Here is a 21,644-nt window from a genome sequence, read left to right as displayed (position 1 = left end):
GGTGGGGATGTCTGCGCGGAAGGGATGGAACTTGAGGCCATAGAGGGCTTGGAGCTTAGGATTCATGGGTCTCTTCGGGGGTGGTGTCGGTGGGCTTCGGCTCGTCGGTGGACTCGGCGAGCGGGACATAGGCGGGCGGGAGGCCGGTGGCGGCGTAGTCCTCCATCAGCGTGTCGAGGAGCGGCGCGACGCCGACGTACGCGTCGTCGACGACCCCCGGCGGAGAGACGGGCTCGACGACACGGCGGGCGCCGCTGGCGTTCGCGGTCTTGTCGAGCGGCAGCAGGGTCGCGAGGTGGGTGCCGTGGCGCTCGTCGACGAGATCCACCGTGGACAGGTCCCAGCGCGCGTAGCGAACGACCGGACGGAGCAGCACGCGGTAGCGAGACGGAATCTCGAAGCGCACGCCCGCGACGGTGATGGTCCCGTCACTGCGCCGCTGTGTGCGTTGCACCTCGGTGCGGAAGGCGCGGCGTAGCTTGTCGCTGGACCACGATGGGCGTCTCGCGGATGGTCCTTGCAGCATGCGCTCGAGCGGCGTCATGCCGAGCTCGCTGTGCACCTCGCGGTGGTACTCGAGTTCGACCCACGCCTGCGTCGCCTGGTTCAGAAAGGCGAGCGTCAGCTCGCGCTTGCCTTCGAGCATGGGCATCAAGCGCCCCTCGACGCGGCCCCAGAAGGACTCCTGCTTGCCGTTCTGCTCGGGGCAGTACGGGAGCGTGGTGGGATGGACAATGCCGAGGCGCTCGAGCCCCTCTTCCACCTCATGGGCTTGCATCGACTGGCCATTGTCGGTGAGCAGCGCGCGCGGCATGCCGCGCTTCTGAAGAGCCTGCTGCAGCCCGTGCACGAACGCCTCGGCGCTCTCCTCGCGGTACCACTGCAGGTGGCACGCGATGCGTGATGCGTCATCGAGGAAGCCGAGCAGCACGACCTGGGAGTACGTCCCGTCCGGCTCGACCACGCGGCGTGAGCCCACATGGAAGTCCGCGTGCCAGAGCGCGTGCACATGGCCGACCTCGAAGCTGCGCCGCTCGCGCGCCTCGAACACGGGCTCCTGCACAGGCTCCCCACGACGACGCCGCGGCTTGCGCACCTTGAGGAGCCCACGGCGCTTCATGAAGCGCCGCACCGTCGCCACGCTCGGCACCGCGCCCAGTTCGGGCTGCTTCTTCGCGAGCGCCACGAGGTTGTCGTAGTGCAGCTGGTAGGTCCAGCTCGAGTGCGCCTGGTGCTGCTTGGTGAGCGCCTCCTCCACCGTCGCCGGCATCGCCGGGTGGGTCCCCGCGTGCGCGTGGACCTTGCGCGCGAGCTTGCCCACCGGGTCACCGGTCGCGTTGCGTGCCGCATAGAACCAGCGCTCGATGGTCGAGCGCGAGAACTGCACGCGCACGCCGGACTTGGTGGGGTGCTCGTAGCTGCGCGCCGCCAACTCATCGAGCGCCTGCACCAGTGCGCCAGGGGCGGGGGGCTCCACGAAGAGCGGGCCCACCACCTGAAAGCGAAAGCGAGCCCATCGCACACTCGATGACGCGTGCGTCTTGTCTGACATGACCTGCACCTCCTACGTGGACGAGCCCGCGTGATGACCGCTGGCTCAACGAGAAGGACCATAATCAGTCCTGTTTCATGGGGACATCGCCATCCTCTGCGCGGCTCACATCCCCATCGCGACTCGTGACGCTTCGGGCGCGACCGACCTCGTGGTCAGCGGCGAGACCAGCCGCAGCAGCCCCGTGATCCGCTCGCTCAACGAACCCACGAAGCGCTCGAGCAGTGACGCCGGTGCGTCCACGGCCACGACGGGCTCAGCGAAGCGCCCAGCCATCTCGACGAACCACGGGGTCTGAAAGAACTCCACCGCCCACCAGAAGCGGTACCGCCGACGAGTCGCCCACGATGGGGCGCCAGGGGTCGTGGCGATGACCGGCGGGGCACACGTCTCAGCTTCGCCGCTCGCGCTAACGAGCAAGATGGTGAGCGCCGCATAGACCTTCCGACCGAGGAAGCGCACGGATGGTGGCGTCGCTCGGTGGCGGCATCCATCCCGCCCACAGCACAGCGACAGCCGCTTCTCGTAGGCCCCGGCGGTCTCGCCCTCGGCGCTCAGCCCGCGTGCCTTGCGGGGGTAGTTCGAGACATGGAGCCGGCCGCCGCAGTGCGCACAGCCCGAGACTCGTACTCGCTCCGCCGCCCGCTCGTCGAGCGCCAGCAACACCCCATGCACCTTGAATAGCAGCTCAATTTCATGCGACATCCGACCATCTCCCTGACTACGCGGTTGTGGAGATGGACCCTCTCGGATGCCTGCCAATAGTGGCGAGTTTTCTGAGGGGGTTTCTTATGCGCCCATCGCTATTCGTGACTCGTCTGGCCGGCCCCGCCCTCGAACTACGTGCTCGGGGTCAGGCCGCACCGGCGACAGCTCATCCCCACACGCGCAGTCGCCGTTCAACCGGATGGGCCAGCACTTTGGGTTCAACGCCAACAGCAACACAATCCGGCGGCACTTGAACGAGCGGCACGTGGAACCCGCGAGCTGCGCACTCCGATTGGTCGCGCACGGCCCCATCCTGGCGGAAGGCACGACGATGGATGAACACCGCGAACGGCGAAACGTGGTGGCGGCGCTCGAGAAGGCGCTCGCCGACGCGTTGCGCTCCGCCGGCTACGACGTGATCAACACCGTCGCCTGCCGCCAGCCAGTCGATACCGCGCTCTTTGAGACGGTCCGCGCTGCTTTTGCGGCGGACTTCCACAAGCTCGCTCAGACAGAGGTTTCCCCATGAAGGCCACCGAAGCAAAGCTGCTCGACTTCCTCAAGAAGTCTCCTCAGTTCGTCATCCCGATCTACCAGCGCACCTATTCCTGGACGGAGAAGGAGTGCCAACAGCTCTGGCAGGACGTGCTGCGGACGGGCTCCGACGAGCACGTTGGCGTCCACTTCGTGGGATCGATCGTCTACATCGAGGCGGGCCTCTCGCAAGTCAGCCACCAGTCACCGCTGCTCGTCATCGACGGCCAGCAGCGGCTCACCACGGTGACGCTGCTCATCGCAGCGTTGGCGAAGGCCCTCGGGGACGGTGAGCCCGTGGATGGGTTCTCTGCCCGCAAGCTCCGAAACTACTACCTGCTGAACCCGGAAGAGAGCGGGGAGCGGCACTTCAAGCTGCTGCTCTCGCAAGCCGACAAGGCAACCCTGACCGCCATCGTGGGAGGCACCGAGCTCCCGAAGGAGCAGTCCCGAGCGGTCGCGCGGAACTTCGCGCTCTTCGAGAAGCTCATCGCCGAATGTGGCGACGTCGCACCCCTCTGTCGAGGCCTCGCCAAACTGGTGGTGGTGGACCTGGCGCTCAGCCGCGACCAGGACAATCCACAGCTGATCTTCGAGAGCATGAACTCGACAGGTCTCGAGCTGAGCCAGGCCGACCTGATTCGCAACTTCGTGTTGATGCGGCTCGAGCCGGCCATGCAGACCCGGCTCTACGAACAGTACTGGCGACCCATGGAGGTAGACTTCGGGCAGGAGGCCTACGGGACGCACTTCGACGCCTTCATGCGCCACTACCTGACGGTGAAGACGGGCGAGATCCCGAACGTTCGGCACGTCTACGCCGAGTTCAAGAAGCACGCGGCCGCACCCAAGACCGCGAAGGCTGGCGTGGAAGCGCTCGTGAAGGAGATCCGCGACTTCGCCCGCTACTTCTGCGCTATCGCGCTCGGTGCAGAGGGCAATCCGGATCTGAAGCTGGCATTTCAAGATCTCCGCGAACTGAAGGTGGACGTGGCGTATCCCTTCCTGCTCGAGCTGTATGCCGACTACGACGCCGCGCGCCTGACGGCCGCGGAGCTCGTGCACGTGGTGCGGCTCGTGGAGGCCTACGTGTTCCGGCGCGGCGTCTGCAACATCCCGACCAACTCGATGAACAAGACGTTCGGCACCTTCACTAAGGCACTCAAGAAGGACCGCTACGTGGAGAGCGTCCAAGCGCACCTCTTGTTGCTGCCCTCGTACCGGCGCTTCCCGGCCGACGAGGAGTTCGAGCGCGCCGTGAAATTACGCGACCTCTACCACTTTAGTAGACGGACCTACTGGCTGCGCCGGCTCGAGAACCATGGCCGCAAAGAGCGGGTGCCCGTCGATGAATACACGATCGAGCACATCCTGCCGCAGAACCCCGAGCTGTCGGAGGCGTGGAAGGAGTCCCTCGGCGACGACTTCCACACGGTGCAGACGACCTGGCTGCACACCCTGGGGAACCTGACCCTGACGGCCTACAACTCGGAGTACAGCGATCGCCACTTCCGCGAGAAGCGCGACATGAAGATGGGCTTCAAGGAGAGCCCCCTCAAGCTGAACACCGGCCTCGGACAGCTCGATGACTGGAACGAAGAGACCATCAAGGCCAGAGCCGACCGGCTCGCCAAGACCGCGCTCGAGGTATGGCGGGCGCCAAAGCTCGAGCCCGACGTGTTGGCGGCCTACCGGCCGAGCACCACGCAGAGCGCCGGGTTCACCATCGATGATCACCCGCACCTCTTGAACCCAAAGTTCCGTGAGGTCTTCGAGGCGTTCCGCAAGGAGGTGCTCGCTCTGGATCCGTGCGTGACCGAGGAGTTCCTCAAGCTGTACGTGGCATACAAGGCAGAGACCAACTTCGTGGACGTGGTGCCCCAGGCCAAGCGGATGCGGCTGTCGCTGAACATGCCCTTCCCCGACATCCACGACCCGAAGAAGCTCTGCAAGGACGTCACCCAGGTGGGTCGCTGGGGTAACGGCGACGTGGAGGTATCCCTCGCCACGCTCGATGAGCTGCCCTACGTAATGGGCCTGGTGCGGCAGTCCTTCGAGCGACAGATGGAAGGCGCGGGCGATGAGTGAGCAGCGCCGCCAACCGTCGGCGGGTTCCACGCTGGCGTCGCGGCGAAACGGTAACTTCGTGTTGGCCATCCATGTGGTGCTCGGAGTGCTGGGCGCGGAAGGGTGCGTGAGAGCACCCGAAGCCGAGGTGGCGTCCCCAGACCCGGCTCCAACGCGCGCAGAACCACCGCGCTCAGCATCGGCTGACTTCCCCCTCGCTGACCTGCGGGCAGGCTTCCGAACCCGCTACGTCGGGGAGGGCGACGACTACCCCCCTGATCCCCCGCCCCCCGGCGTCTTCGACCTGATCCACTACGCAGCCCCCCTCGGCCGCAACGCGGCGTACGTCACGCCACCCGCGCCCGCCGGAACCAGCGCACGCAAGCCCGCCATCATCTGGGTGTCCGGTGGGTTCAACTGGGGCATCGACCGGGGCGCATGGACACCCGAACCGCGCGCCAACGACCAGAGCGCCACCACGTTCCTTCACGCAGGCATCGTGCTCATGCGGCCCTCCCTGCGCGGGCGCAACGGCAACCCGGGACAGCCCGAGTGCTTCGTGGGCGAGGTAGACGACATCATCGCCGCGGGCGAGTACCTGCGCACGCGCGCCGACGTGGACCCCAATCGCATCTACCTGGGCGGCCACAGCACGGGCGGCACGCTGGCGCTCCTGACCGCCGCCAGCACCGACCGCTTCCGCGCCATCTTCGCCTTTGGCGCCGCACACGACGCCCGCGGCTACGAGGTCCCCGAGTGCATCCCGTCCGAAGACGAGAGCGACGAGGCCCTCGTGCGCGCCCCCATCATGTGGCTGACCTCCATCCGCACGCCCACCTTCGTCATCGAGGGCGTGCAACGCGGCTGGACCGACGTGTACCCCATGATGGAGGCCGAGGCCGGCAGCGCCCCCATACGCTTCCTGGCCATCCCCGAGAGCGACCACTTCAGCGTGATCGCGCCTGCCTCCGAAGTGGTGCGCGACGCCATCCTGGCCGACACCGGGCCGAGCCCGGTGCTGGACATCACGGTGGAGCGCATCGTGGCGGGGCTGCGGCCCTGATGCGCTGGGGCGCGCGACACACGGGTAGCGCGTTGCTCCGACCATCAGGCCACTTCGATGAGGCGTGTCCGCAGGTTGGGCGCCTTGTCATGGTCGAGTTGGTGGGGCGCTCGGCCGCCGAACGCGACCGACGCGAGCTGCTGCTCATTGCGGGCGTAGGTCACGAGGCCGCAGAAGTCGCGCCTGAGGCTCATCGGCTTGCCGGTGTCGAGCCACACCTCGTACGACAAGCTGACGGGCTCGAGGGTGATCGCGTCGAAGCCCCGCGCGACCATGTCTTGCCCGAGGACCCGCGCAGAGGCACAGCGTAGCGGCTCAACGGCCACGCCCACCTCGAGTGACGCCGCTTGGTGGAGGCGACGGCAGTAGTCTTCGTGGCCAGCAAAGATGCGGTCGCGAGTGGCCCTGAACGCGCCCCGGAGGTCCTTCAGGAACCCCTCGCTGACAACGTCCTCGTCGCGTTCATGCTCGAGGTCCACCAGCCCCTCGATCGCGAGAGCCGCGTGGAGCTGGTTCAGCGAGGCCGTGGTCATTCCCATCCGTGCGGCGGCCACCTAGGACAACGGACGGCCCCCTTTCATGGACCGATGACCGTCCACAAGAACGCGTCCAGGCCGCCCGCGCTGATGTGCCCGGGCAGGGCGTGTTGGACGGGACCCACAACGTACGCGCGACCGTCGCTAGTCGTGGTCACAGCCTGCGCAGAGTCACCACCGGATGTTCCGAACTGACGCCTGCGCAGGAGTGTCCCGGCGGGATCGTACGTGACTAGGAACACATCGGCGGCGCCGTTTGCCACGTGGCCGGGTAGCGCGCCAGTGACGCCGCCCGCAACCAGCACGCGGCCATTCGGGGTCATGCTCACACCGAAGGAGCCATCCCACCCCGCTCCACCGAACTGTCGTGTCCAGAGGAGGCCACCGGCCGCGTCGTACTTGCGCACGAAAGCGTCGGCACTCCCTACGTGGCTCTGCCCAGGCAGGGCCGCGTGTGTATAGCCAACGACAGCCACGGCACCTTCGTGATCGATAGCCACGGCTTTAGCCCAATCGATATTGGTTGTGCCGAACTGCTGCGTCCAGAGGACCGTTCCGTCTGCGTCGAACTTCCGAATGAAGACATCCGCTTCGACCAAGGGCGTGTGCCCTGGGAAGGCGCCATAAGTGCTGCCGACGACGACCATCGTGCCATCGCTGCCAACGGCAACAGCAGTCGCCTGGTCTGGCTCCGAGGTGCCGAACTGGCGGGTCCAGAGGAGAACTCCCGTTGCGCTGTACTTCTGCAAGATGGCGTCGGTGTAGCCGAGGGGACTCTGCCCGGGCAGCGCGCCATCAACGTATCCCACCACGAAGACGCTTCCGTCGCCCCCCGCGCTCACCGCTTGGGTGGTCCACGTGGTGTCGTGGTGCCAGTCTAGGTCGCCGTCGGCGCCGTACTGCCGAACGAAGGGGTCGCCGAACCCGAAGTCACCGGCCAAGACAACCGCATCGCCGAGGCTGAGGGTCACCGCGAAGACACGGTCCAGGCCTTCTGTGCCGAACTGTCGCGTCCACTGAAGAGTACCCGTGGTGGAGTTGTACCGCTGGACGAAGACGTCCCGCTCACCGCTGTTGGTCTGCCCAGAGAATGCGCCGTAGGTGTTCCCCACGATGGCCATGCTGGACTCGCTAGCGCTGATGCTCGTCGCTTCGTCAGAGGCTGACGTACCGAACTGAAGGATCGCGCCGGTCAAAAAGCAGGTCCGGTCAGCCAACGCGGTCCCCGGCGTGTCTTCGTTCTCGAGGTACGCACACTCGCGCCAGGCGGTGCACATGGAGACGTTGGAGGAGGCGGGGTTGAAGGTGCCCAAGGGACAACCTGCGCAGGTCCGGTTGGCGGTGGCAGTGCCAGCAGCCGTCATGTACGTGCCACCCCCGCAGACCGTCCAGGGCACGCACGCGGTGGCTGGGTCGGCATCGTGGTCCCAGGTCTCCGCCGCGCAAGCGACTGCCGGGCTTGTGCCGCCCGCACAATGCTGGCCAGCGACGCACGGCGCGCACGTAGCAGGAGAGCTGGGGGTGGCGGCCGCTGTCTGCACCGTGCCGGGGAGGCACTCGCCCGCGCACGCAGGCGCCACTCGAGCACACCGGCGCATCGCCACCGCAGTGCGTGCTGTTCAAGCAAGCCACGCACATCCCAGTGGCCACGTCGCACTGCGGTCTGTCCCCGCCGCAGTCGCCGATGCCAAGGCACTCCACGCACTCCATAGTGGCGACGTTGCACAGCGGTGTTGCCACCCCGCATGGTGGGCAAGGCCCCTGGTCCAGGGCCATTCCCGTGTCGGGCCCCATGTCCCCGTGGTGCGTGCCGACGTCCTGCACGCCCAGGTCGCTAGACGTGCGCACGCACATCCCCTGCTGGCGATCGAGGACGGTGCCATCGGGGCACCCCAGATCCGCGCAACCGAGGGGGGTGATAGCAAGCAGGACGAGGGTGGTGAATGACCGTGGCGCGAAGTGCATGGCGCGTCGCATCACGATCCGCAGCGTCCAGCGCCGCAACTTGAGGCAGGGCCTGTAGGAAGGCACTCATCCGGCGAGGAGCAAGGATAGGTGCATCGATTGCTGAGGCCCCCACCATGGCGCACAGCGCCCCGTCGGCCACGCACTCATTGGCGTTGCCGCTCGGACACGTGCGACTGACTTGGAGCGCTCTCACAGCCTCACAGCTGACCGCGCTCTGGTCGATACCGCAGTAGTTTGTCGCAGCCGCTCCCGACAAGCTCTGCTGGTTGATGAACACCCCGAATGGCCGATCGCAGGTGGGTCCCTGCAGCAAGCAGTACCCGCCCCTGAGCGTGCCCATGTAGTTCATGCGGATGCACCGCGAGGTCCCGTCCGCCTGGCTGCAGTCGCTGTCCGACACGCAGGACTCGCACACGCCCTGCGACCCGATGGCGGTGTTCGTGCAAGCGCGCGTGACGGGATTGCACGTGTTGCCGTTGCAGTCATCGTCCTCGCTCGTCGGCGTGCAGGCCCGGCAGGCGTTGTTGAAGCAGTACGGCGTGTTCGTCAGGTGCGCGCAGTGCGCGTTGGTCGTGCAGCTGGCGCAGCTGTTGCTAACGCATTGCGAGGCAGTCGTGCTGCGGCAGTCCAAGTTGCTGGTGTTCACGCGGCACTGGACGCACTGGCGGCTGGCGCTACAGCGCGGCGTCGGGGAACCCTCGCCGCAGTCAGCGCTCTCGTTCTCCTCATCGCAGGCCACGCACGCCCCTGTGCCCAGGTTGCAGGAGGGCAGCGTCGGGTAGTTCAAGCAGTCCGCGATCCACGCAGTTGCCACAAGTCTGTCCCGCGGGCTGACACACCGGTTCGGCCGCGGTGCAGTCGTCCTCGTCCTCGCAGCCCACGCATCTTCCGTTCGAGCACACCAGCGTGTCTCCGCTGCAGTGCGCTCCGCTCAGGCACTCCACGCACTCCCCCGCAGCATTGCACTGCGGCGTGTCCCCGCCGCAATCCCCCACGCCCAAGCACTCCACGCACTGCATGGTGGCCGTGTTGCACAGCGGCGCATCAACCCCGCACGCGCCGCACGGTCCCTGGTCCACGCCCGTGTCCGCCGTCACGTCCATGTCCGGCCCCACGTCGGCTTGGTCCGTGCCCATGTCCTGCACGCCCAGGTCGCCGTCGATGCCGGCGCAGTCAATCGCGGTGAGGCGCCCGTCGGCGCACGCGGCGCGGACCTCGTCGCACACGCTGGCGCTCAGCTCACCCGAGGCGCACGCCACGCCGCAGCGGGTGGACGCGGTCACGTCGCTGCCGGGCGGGCACACGTAGCGCGTCTCGCTCAGGCAGCCCACCCCCAACACGCCACACAAAGCGACGAACCCAAACCGCGTCCACGCGTTCATGGCCGCATGGCTAGCATGCAGCATGTGGTATGTCACGCACCTGCGCTTACATCGGGGCGGGTGGGGCCACCGCTCGCTCAGCAGGGGACCAAGACGACGTTCGGGTCGATGCGCCGAAGATCGTCTGGGTCACTCGTGACGATGCAGGCTCCACAGCGACGAGCGAGCAGCACGACGCTGGCGTCCACGACGTCGTTGACGTTCCGGTCGCCGCAGAGAATCCCAGTGGCCATGGCTTCTTCCAAGTCGAGCGGCTGCACCTCGTTCTTCTCGAAAGCGATGAACGCCCCCGCGTCGAACACTACAGGCCGAGGACGGCTCGGGCCCATGCTTCCTCTTTGGCCGTGGCCGGGCCGTTCTCCGCTTTCATCTCAGTGAGCAGTGCTGCGAGGTCTTCTCGTCGCGACTTCTCCTCCATCGCCGCGTCGACCCACGCGCTCACGGATTTGGCGCGCCCTTTGCGAACCTGTCGCTCCACCTTGGCAAGCACCTCTTTCCGAACCGTGACCGTGACGCGGGCCTTGCGCATACAAAATTCATACTCCGCCGACGAGCACTGTCCAACGCCTGTGCGGATCAGGGTAGCTCCGCCGCCGAACGAAGCTGCTCGTCGAGGGTCCAGATGACGACCCGGATCACCTTCTGATCCAGGTTGCTTCGCAGGCGGCGCAGCTCAGCGAGGATGACCAGGTCCCCCATCTCCAGGCGCTTGGCGGCGAGCGAATCCACCAGCTCGGCGCTCGGCATGGAGATGACCTGCTTGAGGAACGTGGCGTCCCACTCGAGGGGCGCGAACGACCAGGGCGCAGTGCCGTCGAGCGTGGCCTCGATCAGCTTTCGAAGGCGCACCGCACACTGGCGACGCTTGGTGCCGTTGTCGACGCGCCCCACATGATCCCCCGCTTCGATGAGCGCCGCGAGCGGCAGGCGAAACTCGACGCCGCGCTTCCACTTGGCATCGAGCTCGGCCTGCACGTCGTCCGCGTGGTCGGACTCGAACGGCACTCGCAGGAGATTGAGCAGCACGCTGGTGTCCAAGAGCTCCAGTGTGCGACGAGGCACGGTGGAACTCATGTGCCGAACAGCTCCGCCACGGAGCGCGCACGGGGCGCTGGCTCGCGCTCCAGCTCGCCGCGCGTGATCGCCCGCCCCACGGCGCCGGCGCCAGCGATCTCTACGTAGCGGGGATGATCGGTCAGCCGCTGAAGCCGACTGAGCCCGTCGGGCTGCCGGTCGCACAGGATCACACTGGCATGGTCCGCAGGGTGCAGCGCGTCCAAGAGGGCCGGCGAGTGCGTGGTCGCCAGCAGGCGCACGCTCTGCTCCGACGCCTCTTCGCGGAGCAGATCCAGCACCCGCCGGGCCTGACTGGGGAAGAGGCCGTTCTCAATCTCTTCGACCACCAGCGTGGTACCGAAAGACCCCGAGGCACGAAGGTGCAGGAGCGACGCCACGATGGAGAGGTAGCGCAGCGTGCCGTCGCTCATCACGCGCGCGTCGGTGGTAAAGTGCTGCCGTCCCACGCGCTCGCGCAGCGCCACCATGACGTCCATCAGCCGGTCGCCTGGGAGCTTGGCCTCCACGAAGGTGATCTCTTCGATGTGGGTCTCCACCAGCGCCTGCACCAGCTCGGTGAGCCGTGTCCATGCCCGCTTGTTCTTGCGCAGGGCGTACACCACGGCGGAGAGGTTGGCGCCGGCGCGGTCGGGAGGTGAGCCAACGCGCGCGTACTGGCGCATGCCGCTGGGCACGGGGTCCAACACGAACACGCCTCGCAACACGCCCAGAACCTGCTCGCATGTCTCCACCACAAGACGGCGCGCAGCCGAGTCTCCGGGCACCTTGCCCACCGCCTGCACCACCGCAAGACGCGACGAGAGCAGGTGATAGGTCTTGGGCTGTCCTGCACTATAGACCTTGGCGTCCGAGATGCCGGAGGCGCTGTGCTGCCGGCCCGACTGAATGAGCACCCTCACCGCGGCCTTGGTTGTGAGCTTCAGCGTCTCAGACAAGATCTCCGGACGCCCCTCGATGTCGATCGTCACATCGAGCTCCGCGAGGGAACCGTCTTCCAGGCGCACCGAGCAGCCCACCTCGATGGGAGTCTTGCCAAACGGCGCTGCTCCGCTCACCCCGCCCCGCAGCCCAGCCACCTCGAAGTCGCCGCGCTCGAGGTCGTTGACGTCACGCTCCTCAGCCAACAGCGCAAGCAGGGACAAAGCGTCGAGCGCGTTGGACTTTCCGCTGCCATTGCGACCCACCAGCAAGGTCATGGGTCCGAGCGACAGCTCTTGTCCGCGATAGGACTTGAACGCGCCTAGACGGACACTCTCGAGGTTGGCAGCCACGCCATGAGTATCGTGCAGGTCTCCACGCTTGGCCAGCTTCACGCACCACCCGACGCCTGGTCTGTAGTACGGTCCCCCACGCGCCGTGCACCCCACGGCGCGTTGATGGGGATGCGGCTCCCACCGCGGCGCAGCCCCCGCTGGTTTCCCGCTATCGCCCTTCCCTCATGCTGCCCCTCACCGTCGCCCACCAGCTGCGAGGCACGCTCCTCGACTACCTGCGCACCACCTTCGGGTTCAAGGACGCGCAGCTGGAGCAGGCGCTGTTCGCGCACCTCACGCACCCCACCCACGGGCTCTTCAAGGGGCCCTTCGTGGACGTGCGGCTGCCGTTCCGCGAGGCCACGGGAGAGACCATCCCGCTCACGGTGGCCCCGCGCTTCACGCCCTATGCGCACCAGCTGCGTGCGTTCCAGCGGCTGAGCTCGCGCGATGGGCACACGCCCGAGGCCACGCTGGTGACCACGGGCACGGGCTCGGGCAAGACCGAGTGCTTCCTGTACCCCATCCTGGACCACTGCCTGCGGCACGCGGGGGAGCCGGGCATCAAGGCCATCATCCTGTACCCCATGAACGCGCTGGCCACGGACCAGGCCGAGCGCATCGCCAAGGAGCTGGCGGCGCGGCCCGAGCTGCAGCGCGTGACGGCGGGCCTCTACGTGGGCGGCGAGGGCAAGCACGGCGTGCGTGGGGCGCGGCACCTGGTGGATGACCGCAAGGTCCTGCGGCAGTCACCGCCGGACATCCTGCTCACCAACTACCGCATGCTGGACCTGCTGCTCATGCGGCCCGCGGACCAGGCGCTGTGGCACCGCAATGACGCGCTGGCGCTCAAGTACCTGGTGCTGGACGAGCTGCACACCTACGACGGCGCGCAGGGCAGCGACGTGGCCTGCTTGATTCGGCGCCTGAAGGCGCGCCTGGGCACGCCCGCGGGGCACCTCGGGTGCGTGGGCACGTCGGCCACCATCGGCAGCGGGGACCTGACGCGCAGCAAGCAGCTGCTGGTGGAGTTTGCCCAAGAGGTGTTCGGCGAGCCCATGACGCTGGACGCGGTGGTGGGCGAAGACCGCAAGGATCTCGACGAGGTGTTCCCGCCGCTCGAAGCCGAAGGGCCCGAGGGCAGCGCCATCACGCGTGACCCGCTGGACACGCATGGGCCCGACGGCGCCGCGCTAGCCCCCACGCTGATCGACCCGGCAGCGTTCAGTGACCCCGACGCCTATCTGCGTGCCCAGGCCAACTCGTGGCTGGACCTGCACGTGCCGGATGGCGAAGCGCTGGACCCCGTGGAGGTGGGCCTGCGCCTCACGCGTCATGTGTTCTTGCGGCGCGTGCTCATGGCCATTCGCGGGCGCGACGGCCTCGGTGGCCCGCGCGACTGGGCGCAGGTGGTGGAGCACCTGGCCGCCGCCGACCAGCGCCTGGCCGACCAACCAGCCAACGTGCGCTGGCAGCTGCTGAGCAGCTTTCTGGGGCTGGTGGCGTTTGCGCGCACGCGCAGCCACGGGCAGCTGCGGCCCTTCTTGACGGTGCAGGTGCAGCTCTGGGTGCGCGAGCTGCGCGGCCTGGTGCGGCGCCTGCAGCCCAGCGGCCACACGTTTGCGTGGCGTGACGAGCTGGACGCCCCCCCGAACGAGCACTACCTGCCGCTGGTCTACTGCCGCGAGTGCGGCGCCGATGGCCTGGGCGCGCTGGTGGTGGAGGGCAGCCCCAAGCTCAAGGGCGACAGCCGCAGCGTGGGCGAGGCCTACCTGCGCAAGGCCGAAGAGGCGCGCTTCGTGCAGCTTCACGAGCAGCGCGAAGACGACAACCAGCTGCGCCTCCCCGAGCGCGTGTGCCCAAGCTGCCTGCGCGTGGCCATGGGCGAAGACCAGTGCAGCTGCCAGCCAGGTGGGGTGCTCATGGTGCCCGCGGCGGTCTACGGCGACCAGAACGACAAGCACCGCTTCCGCGCGCTGTGCCCCAAGTGCGGCGCCGACGACGCGCTGCGCATCTTGGGCAGCCGCGCCGCCAGCCTGAGCAGCGTGGCCGTGTCGCACCTGTTCCACAGCCCGTTCCACGGTAGCGGCGGCGCCGCGGGCACGGGAGACGAGCGCAAGCTGCTGGCCTTCACGGACTCGGTGCAAGACGCCTCGCACCGGGCCGGCTTCTTTGCGGGCCGCACCTACCGCTTCAACCTGCGCACCGCCATGCAGAGCACGCTGGTGCAGGCAGGCGGTGAGCTGCCGCTGAATGACCTGGCGCCGCGCATGCTGGAACACTGGAGCGAGCGGCTGGGCGAGGCACGCATGGTGGCCACCTTCATGCCTCCGGACCTGCGCGAGCACGCCGACTACGTGGCCTACCTGGACGCCGCCGAGGGGCGCGGCACGGTGTCCGCCAGAAGCGCAACGCCGTGCTGAAGGTGCTGCGCGAGCGCCTGTCATGGGAGGTCACCCGTGAGTACGGCTACGGCGTGACGGTGGGCCGCACGCTCGAAGGCACGGTGTGCTCCACGCTCACGGTGGACGACCAGCGCATGGAGGCCGCCACCCGCGGGCTCACGGCATACCTCGAGGAGCACCGCCTGCTGCAGCGCCCCGGCGGGCCGCTCGAAGAACCCGAGGTGCGGCACTTCCTGGAAGGGCTGGTGCGGCGCCTGCGCATGCGCGGCGGCGTGTTCCACCCGCTGCTCTCGGCCTATGCCAAGACGGGCAACCGCTTCTTGCTGAGCAAGCGCAAGAACCCGCACTTCTCGCCCTTTGGCCCGCAGTCGGTGGCGCCGCGCTTCTTGTACGACGGCGTGCAGCACGCCGTGTTCGACACGCTGCAGGCGCCCGCCAACCGCAAGACGTGGTGGCGCGACTGGACCTCGCGCAGCCTGAAGTGCAAGCCGCAAGACGCGGGCATCGGGATGGTGCTGGAGCAGGCCTTCGAGCGCCTGGCCATCCAAGGCGTGGTGCGCGCTGTGCCCAGCGGCAAGAGCCGCGCCTTTGGCTTGGACCCGGCCGCGCTGCGCGTCACGTCACGCGTGCAGCAGGCGCACTGCACGGTGTGCAACAGCACCGCCACCCTGCCCGCGGCGGCCGCTGCCATCTGGGAGCACGGGCCCTGCAACCACTACCAGTGCCGCAAGGGCTACTACCAAGCCTCGCCCTCGGGGCCTGATGCTGGCGCCGATGCGGACCGCGACTACTACCGCGCGCTCTACCGGTCGGGCCGCGTGTACCGCATCTTCACGGGCGAGCACACGGGCCTGCTGGAGCGGCCGGTGCGCGAGGCCCTCGAGATCGCGTTCAAGACGGGCAACCGCGCGGACGCGCCCAACCTGCTCACGTGCACGCCCACGCTCGAGATGGGCATCGACATCGGTGACCTCGAGGCGGTCATGCTGTGCTCGGTGCCACCGCTGGCGTCCAACTACCTGCAGCGCGTGGGACGGGCGGGCCGCAGCTCGGGCAACGCGCTGGTCATGACCATCGCCAACGCGCGGCCACACGACCTCTACTTCCACGCCTCACCCGACGAGATGCTGCGCGGCGAGGTGCGGCCCCCTGGTTGCTTCTTGGACGCGGCCGAGATGCTGAAGCGCCAGCTGGCAGCGCACGCCATGGACCGCTGGGCACGCGACTCGCAGGGGCACGCCAGCATCCCGCGCACCATGAGCATGCTGCTGGGCAAGGCCAACGAACACGGCTTTCCGCGCTCGTTCCAGGTGTTCTACGAGCCCAACCAGGCCGCGCTCACGCAGGAGTTCTTGCAGCTGTTCGAGGGCACGGTGAGCGAACCCACGCGCGAGGCGCTGCTGGCGTTCGCGGCCGAGGGCGGCGTGGTGAGCCGCATGCTGGCGGCCTTCGAGCGCATTCAGCTGGAACAGAAGGACCTGCGCAAGCGCATCCGCGAGCTGGACGCGCGCCGCGCGGAGCTAGACGCGGACCCGAGCGTGGCCATCCCCGAGCCGGGCCGTGACGCGCACGTGAACGACGCCGCCGAGTTCGAGCGCGGGGTCATCGACGACGCGCTGCGCGCGTACAAGCGCGTGCTGGTGGGGCTGGGCAACAAGGGGCCCATGCAGGTGCTGTGCGACGAGAGCGTGCTCCCCAACTACGCGTTCCCGGAGCCAGGCGTGACGCTGAAGTCCGTGCTCCGTGGCTCGCACGAGGCGCCCGTGGAGCACTCGAGCGCGCCGGCGCAGGGGCCTGCCGAGGCGGGCGACACCAAGGCGCGCGGCGCGTCGCTGCGCTTCGAGTACATGCGGCCGGCACAGCAGGCGCTCCGGGAGTTTGCGCCCTTCAACACGTTCTACGCGGAGGGGCACAAGGTCAAAATCAACCAGATCGACCTGGGCAGCAAGGAGTACCCGCTGGTGCACGCGTGGCGCTTCTGCCCGCGCTGCCACTGGCGTGCAGCTCCCGCACGACCCGACGAGCTGACCGCGTGTCCACGCTGCAGCGCGGCGGGCTGGTCCGACTCCGGGCAGCTTTGCTCTGTGGTTCGCTTTCAGCAGGCGTGGTCCAGCATGCGGCTGGCCGAGGCCACCACCGTGGACGAGAGTGACGACCGCGAGGAGGAGTCCTACGAGCTGCTCACGCTGGTGGACGTGCCCGAAGACAGGCAGAAGCGCGGGCCCGCCTGGCTGGTGAACAACGACGCGCTGCTGTTTGGCTATGAGCTGCTGCGCGGAGTGGACGTGCGCCAGCTGAACATGGGGCGCACCTCCGACACGGGGCACGCCATGGAGATTGCAGGCCAGAGCGTGCCGCAGCAGGGCTTCGTGGTGTGCAGGACGTGCGGCAAGGTGCAAGACCCGCGTGCCGGGAACGGTCCGCAGCACACGCCCTACTGCCGGGCCAAGCTGGGCAAGGTGCCCGAGGAAATGAGCGCCATCTACCTGGGCCGCTCGCTCAACTCGGAGGCGCTGCGCGTGCTCTTGCCGGTCACCAGCGTGGAGCTGACCAAGAGCATCGCCACGTTCGAGGCGGCGCTGCAGCTGGGGCTCCGCAAGCACTTTGGCGGGCAGCCCGCGCACCTGCGCATCGTCTCCGCCACCGAGCCCGCGCACAACGAAGAGCTGCAGTTCATCGTCATCTACGACAGCGTGCCGGGCGGCACGGGCTACCTGGCGGACCTGGCCAAGCCGGAGAACTTTCACGCCGTGGTGGAGAAGGCCCACGCAGCCATGCGGGACTGCGAGTGCGCCGAGGGCGAGCAGCAGAAGGACGGCTGCTACAAGTGCGTGCTGGCGTACCAGCACAGCCGCAACATCGCGAACATCTCGCGGCGCGATGGGCTCGCGCGCTTTGGGCAGATCCTCGCGCAGTGGGACGAGCTGGCCGCGTGCAGCACGCTCAGCGAGGTGGATGCTTCTTCGGCCGTCGAGAGCGAGCTGGAGATGAAGTTCTTGGAAGCGCTGCGCGGCCGCGTGCAGCGCGACGGCGGGCAGTGGGAGATCACCTTCCACGGGGGCGCGAGTGCTACGAGCTGGTGGTGAAGGAGCACCGCTGGCGCGTGGTGCCGCAGGTGGAGATGCAGGCGGGCCCCGTCCGCACGCGGCCCGACTTTGGGGTGTACCTGCTGGGCCGCGATGACGTGCGGCCCATGGCGGTGTACTGCGACGGTCTGCGCTTCCACGTGCAGCCCGAGCGCGAGGTGTCACGCCTGGGCGACGACGTGCACAAGCGCCGCGCGCTCACCCGCTCTGAGGTGGCCCGTGTGTGGTCCGTGACCTGGAAGGACGTGGCGGAGTTCAGCGGGCCGAAGGGCAAGACCGACCTGGTGCCGCTGTTCTCGAGCGTGCTGAGTGAGCTGCAGCGGCTGCACACGCCGCTGCAGCTGGACACGAAGGCCCGTGCGCTGACCCAGCTGACGCCCATGGAGCAGGTGTATGCGTTCCTGGAGAACCCGGACGAGGCGCTGTGGCGGGAAGGCGCGCTGCACGCGCTGGCGAGCACGCTGACCGTGAGCGAGTCGCCGGCGCCGGCTGCGCTGGAGGCGCTGTGGAAGGCGCAACGGGAGGATGCTGCGGCTGAGCCTCCCGCGTGGCCACAGCGTGCGGACGCGCCCCTGCTGCTGGCCGGGCGTGTGCTGCGCACCCGCGTGCGCGTGCTCTCTCAGCTGCACGCGAGGGCGCTGCAGCAGAACGCGCTCGGCAAGATCAAGGCGCTGCTGCGCCTCGACGACCACCACGCGGCGCGCCAGCAAGAGGACTTCGAGCTGGAGTGGCGCACCTTCCTGCAAGCGTGGAACCTGCTGCAGTTCTTTGACGGGGCAGACGTGGTGAGCGCGGAGTTCGTGGCGCACCACGACGGCGCGGGCAGCGAGCCCGAGCTCTCGAAGCGCGCCGAGTCCGAGCCGCCGGTGGTGCCACGCACGCTGGACGGTGCGAGCGTGACCGAGGGGCAGGACCTGCTGAGCGAATTCCCCGAGGCGGCGGAGCTTGTGACGCGCCTGGCCCGGGCCGACCTGCCCATGCCCGAGGAGGTCATGTTCCGCGATGCGCGCGGCGGTATCGTGGTGAACACGGCGCTGGCCTGGGAAGACCTCCGCATCGGGCTCGTGGAAGACATGAGCGCCACCGACCTGGCCGATGCCCAGCGGCACGGTGTGCGCGTGTTCGACTTGGGCGCGCTCGACCAGCACCTCGATGAGGTGATCTCCGCGGTGCGCACCGCCTGTGAAGGGACTGCCTCATGACCCCCAAAGTGGCCCTGTCGTCGGACTTCCTGACCGCGTTCGCGCGCATCCCGCGCAGCCAGCAGAAGAAGGTCCGCGCGTTCATCGAGAAGTTCAAGGCGGACCCTACCCAGGCGTCCATCAACTACGAGTCCCTCGAGGGCATGCGCGACGACAAGGTGCGCACCGTGCGCATCGACAAGGCGTACCGCGCCGTGGTGATTCACCCGCCGCAGGGGGATGTGTACCTGTGCGTGTGGGTAGACAACCACGACGAGGCCATGGACTGGGCTCGCCGCAAGGTGTTCGAGGTCAACGCCAGCACGGGCTCGTTCCAGGTGTGGGAGCCCGTGGAGGGCTCGAACGACGCACCCAAGCGAGATGAACGCGCCGCGCGAGAACGCCCTACCGAGCTGCAGCCAGCGCAGGCCGAGCGCCTGTTCTCCGCCCGCACCGACGACGAGCTGATGCTGGTGGGTGTGCCTGCGCCGCTCTTGCCCGCCGTGCGCGCGGTGCGCGTGGAAGAAGACCTGGACAGCCTCGCCCGGTTCCTGCCGCAGGAGGCGTCCGACGCGCTCTACCTGCTGGCCTCGGGATATGACTTTGCGCAAGCCCTCGACGAGCTCTCGGCGCCGGCGCCCAAAGAGGTGGTGGACACCGCGGACTTCACCAAGGCGCTCGAGCGCCCCGGGTCGCTGCGGCAGTTCAAGGTCATCACCGACGACCGCGAGCTGGCCGAGATGCTGGACGCGCCGCTGTCGCTCTGGCGCGTGTTCTTGCACCCCACCCAGCAACAGCTGGTGCGCATGGACAGCAAGGGCTCGGCGCGCGTGCTGGGCGGCGCCGGCACGGGGAAGACGGTGGTGGCCATGCACCGCGCCAGGCACTTGGCGCTGCAGAAGGGCTTCTTGCAGCCCGGCCAGCGCGTGCTCTTCACCACCTACACCAAGAACCTGGCGGCCGACATCAAGCAGAACCTGGCCACACTGTGCGGCGCAGAGCGCGACCTCATCGAGGTGAAGCACCTGCACGGCTGGGCGGCGGACTTCCTGCGGGCGCGCGGCGCGAAGATGAAGGTGCTGCCCGACACCGTGGAGCGGAAGCGGTGGGCCGAGGTGGTGGCGCTGGCCGACGAGAGCCTGCCGTTTCGCGAGGCCTTCTACCGCGAAGAGTGGAGCAAGGTGGTGCAGGCCCACGACGTGCTCAGCGAGGACGAGTACATGAAGGTGCGCCGCACCGGGCGGGGCACGCCGCTCAAGCGAGCCGAGCGGCGGGCGGTGTGGAAGGTGCTCAGCGCCTACCGCGCCAAGCTGGACGCCGGCGGCTACATGGACCCGGCCGACCTCATTCGTGAGGCGCGCTTGCTCCTGCAAAACGCGCCGGGCGCCCTGCCCTACCGCGCCGTGGTGGCCGACGAGGTGCAGGACTTCCGCCAGGCGGACCTGGCCCTGCTGCGCGCTCTCGTGCCCCAGGGAGACAACGACATCTTCGTGGTGGGCGACGCGCACCAGCGCATCTACGGGCACCGAGCCAGCCTGGGCGCCGCCGACATCAGCATCCGGGGGCGCCGCTCACGCAAGCTGCGCATCAACTACCGCACCACCGAGGAGATCCGCGCGTGGGCCACGGCCATCCTCAGCGGCATGACGGTGGACGACCTGGACGAAGGAACCGACGAGCATCAGGGCTACCACTCGCTGCGCTTCGGAGCCGCGCCCGAGCTGCGGCATTTCCGCACCGAAGCCGAAGAAGGCGCGTTCATCGTGGACACCATCCGCCGTTGGCAAGAAGACGGCACCCGCCTAGCAGACGTGTGCGTCATCGCGCGGTCCGTGAAGGCGCTGGAGCAGCGCTACCAACCGCTGCTGGCTGATGCCGGCTTCGCGACTCAGCTGATCAAGACCGACGCCGACACCCAGAAGGAAGACGGCGTTCGCCTCGCGGGCATGCACCGCGCCAAGGGCCTGGAGTTCCGGCGCGTCATCCTGGCGGGCATCCAAGCCGGCACCATGCCGCTGCAGCTCTCGGATGACCGGTTTGCCGACGAGGCCGCCAAGCACGCCCATGAAGACAGCGAGCGCCGCCTGCTGCACGTGGCGGCGACGCGCGCGCGAGACGGGCTGGTGGTGACGGGGTTTGGCGAGCCGAGTGCTGTTCTGAGGCTGCTCGATCAGTCGTCGGCATCCGTCCGGACTTGACGGAGCGTTCGCGCAGCGTCGTCCTCGACGAGCGCAGCGTTGCGAATCACCCACTGCTCGGTGCGGATGTGGTGAGCACAGCAGTGGGCGCCCCCATCCGACCAGTCCTGCCGTTCCACGACGAGACGTCCGCCTTCGATTCCCTCACCGATGAGGCTGTTGTACTCGTCGCCCTCGAGCGACGCTGGCACCACCCCCAAGCGAACGACCTCACAGTCGCGGACGGTGTAGACCTCCAGCCAACGCGGTGGATCGTTGCCCCCGTCAAAAGTGTCGAGTGCCATGACGGCTTCGTCGACGCCATCACCGGTAAGGTCCCCGTAGAGAGGGCCTTGCGCACTCGAGTGAATCTCCATTCCCTCCTCCCCTTCGCCTTGCACGTGACGCCCGTTGGTCACCCGCTGGACGCCCGCGAAGCCGAAGTCGTAGCTGCGATTCAGCCAGTCGACCTCCCGAATCGTTTGGCATTGAGCAGTCCCCTCTCGAGACACTTCCGTCGCCGACGGGGCGCTCCCGCCGCACGCGTGCCCCAACACCGCGAGAGAAACCGACAACCACATACGTCGAAACATCTGACCATCCCTTCGCCTGAACTGAAGAGTCTCCCGGATAACTGACAAGTTCAACTCGAGCG

At 68.1% G+C, this 21,644-nt stretch carries 18 protein-coding genes; 8 read left to right on the top strand and 10 right to left on the bottom strand.

All coding sequences use genetic code 11. The annotated features are described in order from the left end of the window. Window positions 1-55: 55 nt before the first annotated feature. Window positions 56-1,552: a DDE-type integrase/transposase/recombinase gene (locus IPI43_25405; GenBank protein MBK7777422.1), complete on the bottom strand. Its 1,497-nt coding sequence runs from the start codon at window positions 1,550-1,552 to the stop codon at window positions 56-58. A gap of 105 nt (window positions 1,553-1,657) precedes the next feature. Beyond that, on the bottom strand, window positions 1,658-2,257 hold the full coding sequence (locus IPI43_25400; protein ID MBK7777421.1) for a hypothetical protein: 600 nt from the start codon (window positions 2,255-2,257) through the stop codon (window positions 1,658-1,660). Between the two features lie 202 nt (window positions 2,258-2,459). On the opposite strand from IPI43_25400, the gene IPI43_25395 reads away from it, so the two are divergent. Genes IPI43_25395 through IPI43_25385 form a run of 3 tightly spaced genes read left to right on the top strand, consistent with a single transcriptional unit; the run spans window position 2,460 to window position 5,924 of the window. After that, window positions 2,460-2,789 carry a hypothetical protein gene (locus tag IPI43_25395; protein ID MBK7777420.1) on the top strand — a complete coding sequence of 110 codons (330 nt, stop codon included), beginning with the start codon at window positions 2,460-2,462 and terminating at the stop codon, window positions 2,787-2,789. Continuing rightward, complete coding sequence (locus tag IPI43_25390) at window positions 2,786-4,882, top strand: DUF262 domain-containing protein (protein MBK7777419.1); 2,097 nt, start codon at window positions 2,786-2,788, stop codon at window positions 4,880-4,882. The genes IPI43_25395 and IPI43_25390 overlap by 4 nt, the downstream gene beginning before the upstream one ends. Continuing rightward, window positions 4,875-5,924, top strand: coding sequence for a prolyl oligopeptidase family serine peptidase (locus tag IPI43_25385; protein MBK7777418.1), 1,050 nt, complete (start codon window positions 4,875-4,877; stop codon window positions 5,922-5,924). The genes IPI43_25390 and IPI43_25385 overlap by 8 nt, the downstream gene beginning before the upstream one ends. A 44-nt stretch (window positions 5,925-5,968) precedes the next feature. Here IPI43_25385 and IPI43_25380 read toward each other — a convergent pair whose 3' ends face one another. Then, window positions 5,969-6,457 carry a hypothetical protein gene (locus tag IPI43_25380; GenBank protein ID MBK7777417.1) on the bottom strand — a complete coding sequence of 163 codons (489 nt, stop codon included), beginning with the start codon at window positions 6,455-6,457 and terminating at the stop codon, window positions 5,969-5,971. 44 nt (window positions 6,458-6,501) lie between these two features. Then, entirely contained in the window at window positions 6,502-7,773 is a 1,272-nt protein-coding gene (locus tag IPI43_25375; GenBank protein MBK7777416.1) for a hypothetical protein, read from the bottom strand. Between the two features lie 1,008 nt (window positions 7,774-8,781). Here IPI43_25375 and IPI43_25370 point away from each other — a divergent pair. Further along, window positions 8,782-9,210 (top strand): hypothetical protein, encoded by a 429-nt coding sequence (locus tag IPI43_25370; GenBank protein MBK7777415.1) that lies wholly within the window; start codon window positions 8,782-8,784, stop codon window positions 9,208-9,210. Here IPI43_25370 and IPI43_25365 read toward each other — a convergent pair. The 5 genes from IPI43_25365 to IPI43_25345 all read right to left on the bottom strand — a co-directional run bounded on the left by IPI43_25365 (window position 9,154) and on the right by IPI43_25345 (window position 12,158). Continuing rightward, entirely contained in the window at window positions 9,154-9,810 is a 657-nt protein-coding gene (locus IPI43_25365; GenBank protein ID MBK7777414.1) for a hypothetical protein, read from the bottom strand. The two genes, IPI43_25370 and IPI43_25365, sit on opposite strands and share 57 nt — an antisense overlap. A gap of 77 nt (window positions 9,811-9,887) precedes the next feature. Then, entirely contained in the window at window positions 9,888-10,139 is a 252-nt protein-coding gene (locus tag IPI43_25360; GenBank protein MBK7777413.1) for a hypothetical protein, read from the bottom strand. Then, complete coding sequence (locus IPI43_25355; GenBank protein MBK7777412.1) at window positions 10,112-10,339, bottom strand: hypothetical protein; 228 nt, start codon at window positions 10,337-10,339, stop codon at window positions 10,112-10,114. Before IPI43_25355 ends, IPI43_25360 begins: the two co-directional genes overlap by 28 nt. A gap of 47 nt (window positions 10,340-10,386) precedes the next feature. Further along, entirely contained in the window at window positions 10,387-10,872 is a 486-nt protein-coding gene (locus tag IPI43_25350; protein ID MBK7777411.1) for a hypothetical protein, read from the bottom strand. An 8-nt stretch (window positions 10,873-10,880) separates the two neighbouring features. Beyond that, window positions 10,881-12,158 (bottom strand): AAA family ATPase, encoded by a 1,278-nt coding sequence (locus IPI43_25345; protein MBK7777410.1) that lies wholly within the window; start codon window positions 12,156-12,158, stop codon window positions 10,881-10,883. 167 nt (window positions 12,159-12,325) lie between these two features. Between IPI43_25345 and IPI43_25340 the strand changes: the two genes are divergently transcribed. The 4 genes from IPI43_25340 to IPI43_25325 are packed head-to-tail and all read left to right on the top strand — an operon-like array spanning window position 12,326 to window position 21,010. Further along, window positions 12,326-14,563 (top strand): DEAD/DEAH box helicase, encoded by a 2,238-nt coding sequence (locus IPI43_25340; protein MBK7777409.1) that lies wholly within the window; start codon window positions 12,326-12,328, stop codon window positions 14,561-14,563. Further along, window positions 14,557-17,631, top strand: a complete 3,075-nt coding sequence (locus IPI43_25335; GenBank protein ID MBK7777408.1) for a DUF1998 domain-containing protein — start codon at window positions 14,557-14,559, stop codon at window positions 17,629-17,631. Before IPI43_25340 ends, IPI43_25335 begins: the two co-directional genes overlap by 7 nt. Continuing rightward, a complete protein-coding gene (locus tag IPI43_25330) occupies window positions 17,628-18,833 on the top strand; it encodes a hypothetical protein (protein MBK7777407.1) in 1,206 nt (401 codons plus the stop codon). Before IPI43_25335 ends, IPI43_25330 begins: the two co-directional genes overlap by 4 nt. After that, a complete protein-coding gene (locus IPI43_25325) occupies window positions 18,830-21,010 on the top strand; it encodes a DEAD/DEAH box helicase (GenBank protein ID MBK7777406.1) in 2,181 nt (726 codons plus the stop codon). Before IPI43_25330 ends, IPI43_25325 begins: the two co-directional genes overlap by 4 nt. Here the strand turns inward: IPI43_25325 and IPI43_25320 are convergent. Beyond that, entirely contained in the window at window positions 20,983-21,570 is a 588-nt protein-coding gene (locus IPI43_25320; protein MBK7777405.1) for a hypothetical protein, read from the bottom strand. The two genes, IPI43_25325 and IPI43_25320, sit on opposite strands and share 28 nt — an antisense overlap. Window positions 21,571-21,644 lie beyond the last annotated feature (74 nt).

Source organism: Sandaracinaceae bacterium (assembly GCA_016706685.1).
Classification (GTDB): Bacteria; Myxococcota_A; Polyangia; order Polyangiales; family Houyiibacteriaceae; genus JADJJE01.
This window is presented reverse-complemented; position numbering and strand designations above follow the sequence as displayed.

Bases quoted from the DNA above. Each gene is read 5' to 3' on its own strand.
- IPI43_25355 (MBK7777412.1), bottom strand. From the start codon at position 10,339: ATGCGCAAGGCCCGCGTCACGGTCACGGTTCGGAAAGAGGTGCTTGCC.
- IPI43_25325 (MBK7777406.1), top strand. From the start codon at position 18,830: ATGACCCCCAAAGTGGCCCTGTCGTCGGACTTCCTGACCGCGTTCGCG.
- IPI43_25390 (MBK7777419.1), top strand. From the start codon at position 2,786: ATGAAGGCCACCGAAGCAAAGCTGCTCGACTTCCTCAAGAAGTCTCCT.
- IPI43_25395 (MBK7777420.1), top strand. From the start codon at position 2,460: ATGGGCCAGCACTTTGGGTTCAACGCCAACAGCAACACAATCCGGCGG.
- IPI43_25385 (MBK7777418.1), top strand. From the start codon at position 4,875: ATGAGTGAGCAGCGCCGCCAACCGTCGGCGGGTTCCACGCTGGCGTCG.
- IPI43_25405 (MBK7777422.1), bottom strand. From the start codon at position 1,552: ATGTCAGACAAGACGCACGCGTCATCGAGTGTGCGATGGGCTCGCTTT.
- IPI43_25320 (MBK7777405.1), bottom strand. From the start codon at position 21,570: ATGTGGTTGTCGGTTTCTCTCGCGGTGTTGGGGCACGCGTGCGGCGGG.
- IPI43_25400 (MBK7777421.1), bottom strand. From the start codon at position 2,257: ATGTCGCATGAAATTGAGCTGCTATTCAAGGTGCATGGGGTGTTGCTG.
- IPI43_25340 (MBK7777409.1), top strand. From the start codon at position 12,326: ATGCTGCCCCTCACCGTCGCCCACCAGCTGCGAGGCACGCTCCTCGAC.
- IPI43_25365 (MBK7777414.1), bottom strand. From the start codon at position 9,810: ATGAACGCGTGGACGCGGTTTGGGTTCGTCGCTTTGTGTGGCGTGTTG.
- IPI43_25380 (MBK7777417.1), bottom strand. From the start codon at position 6,457: ATGACCACGGCCTCGCTGAACCAGCTCCACGCGGCTCTCGCGATCGAG.
- IPI43_25360 (MBK7777413.1), bottom strand. From the start codon at position 10,139: ATGGGCCCGAGCCGTCCTCGGCCTGTAGTGTTCGACGCGGGGGCGTTC.
- IPI43_25370 (MBK7777415.1), top strand. From the start codon at position 8,782: ATGCACCGCGAGGTCCCGTCCGCCTGGCTGCAGTCGCTGTCCGACACG.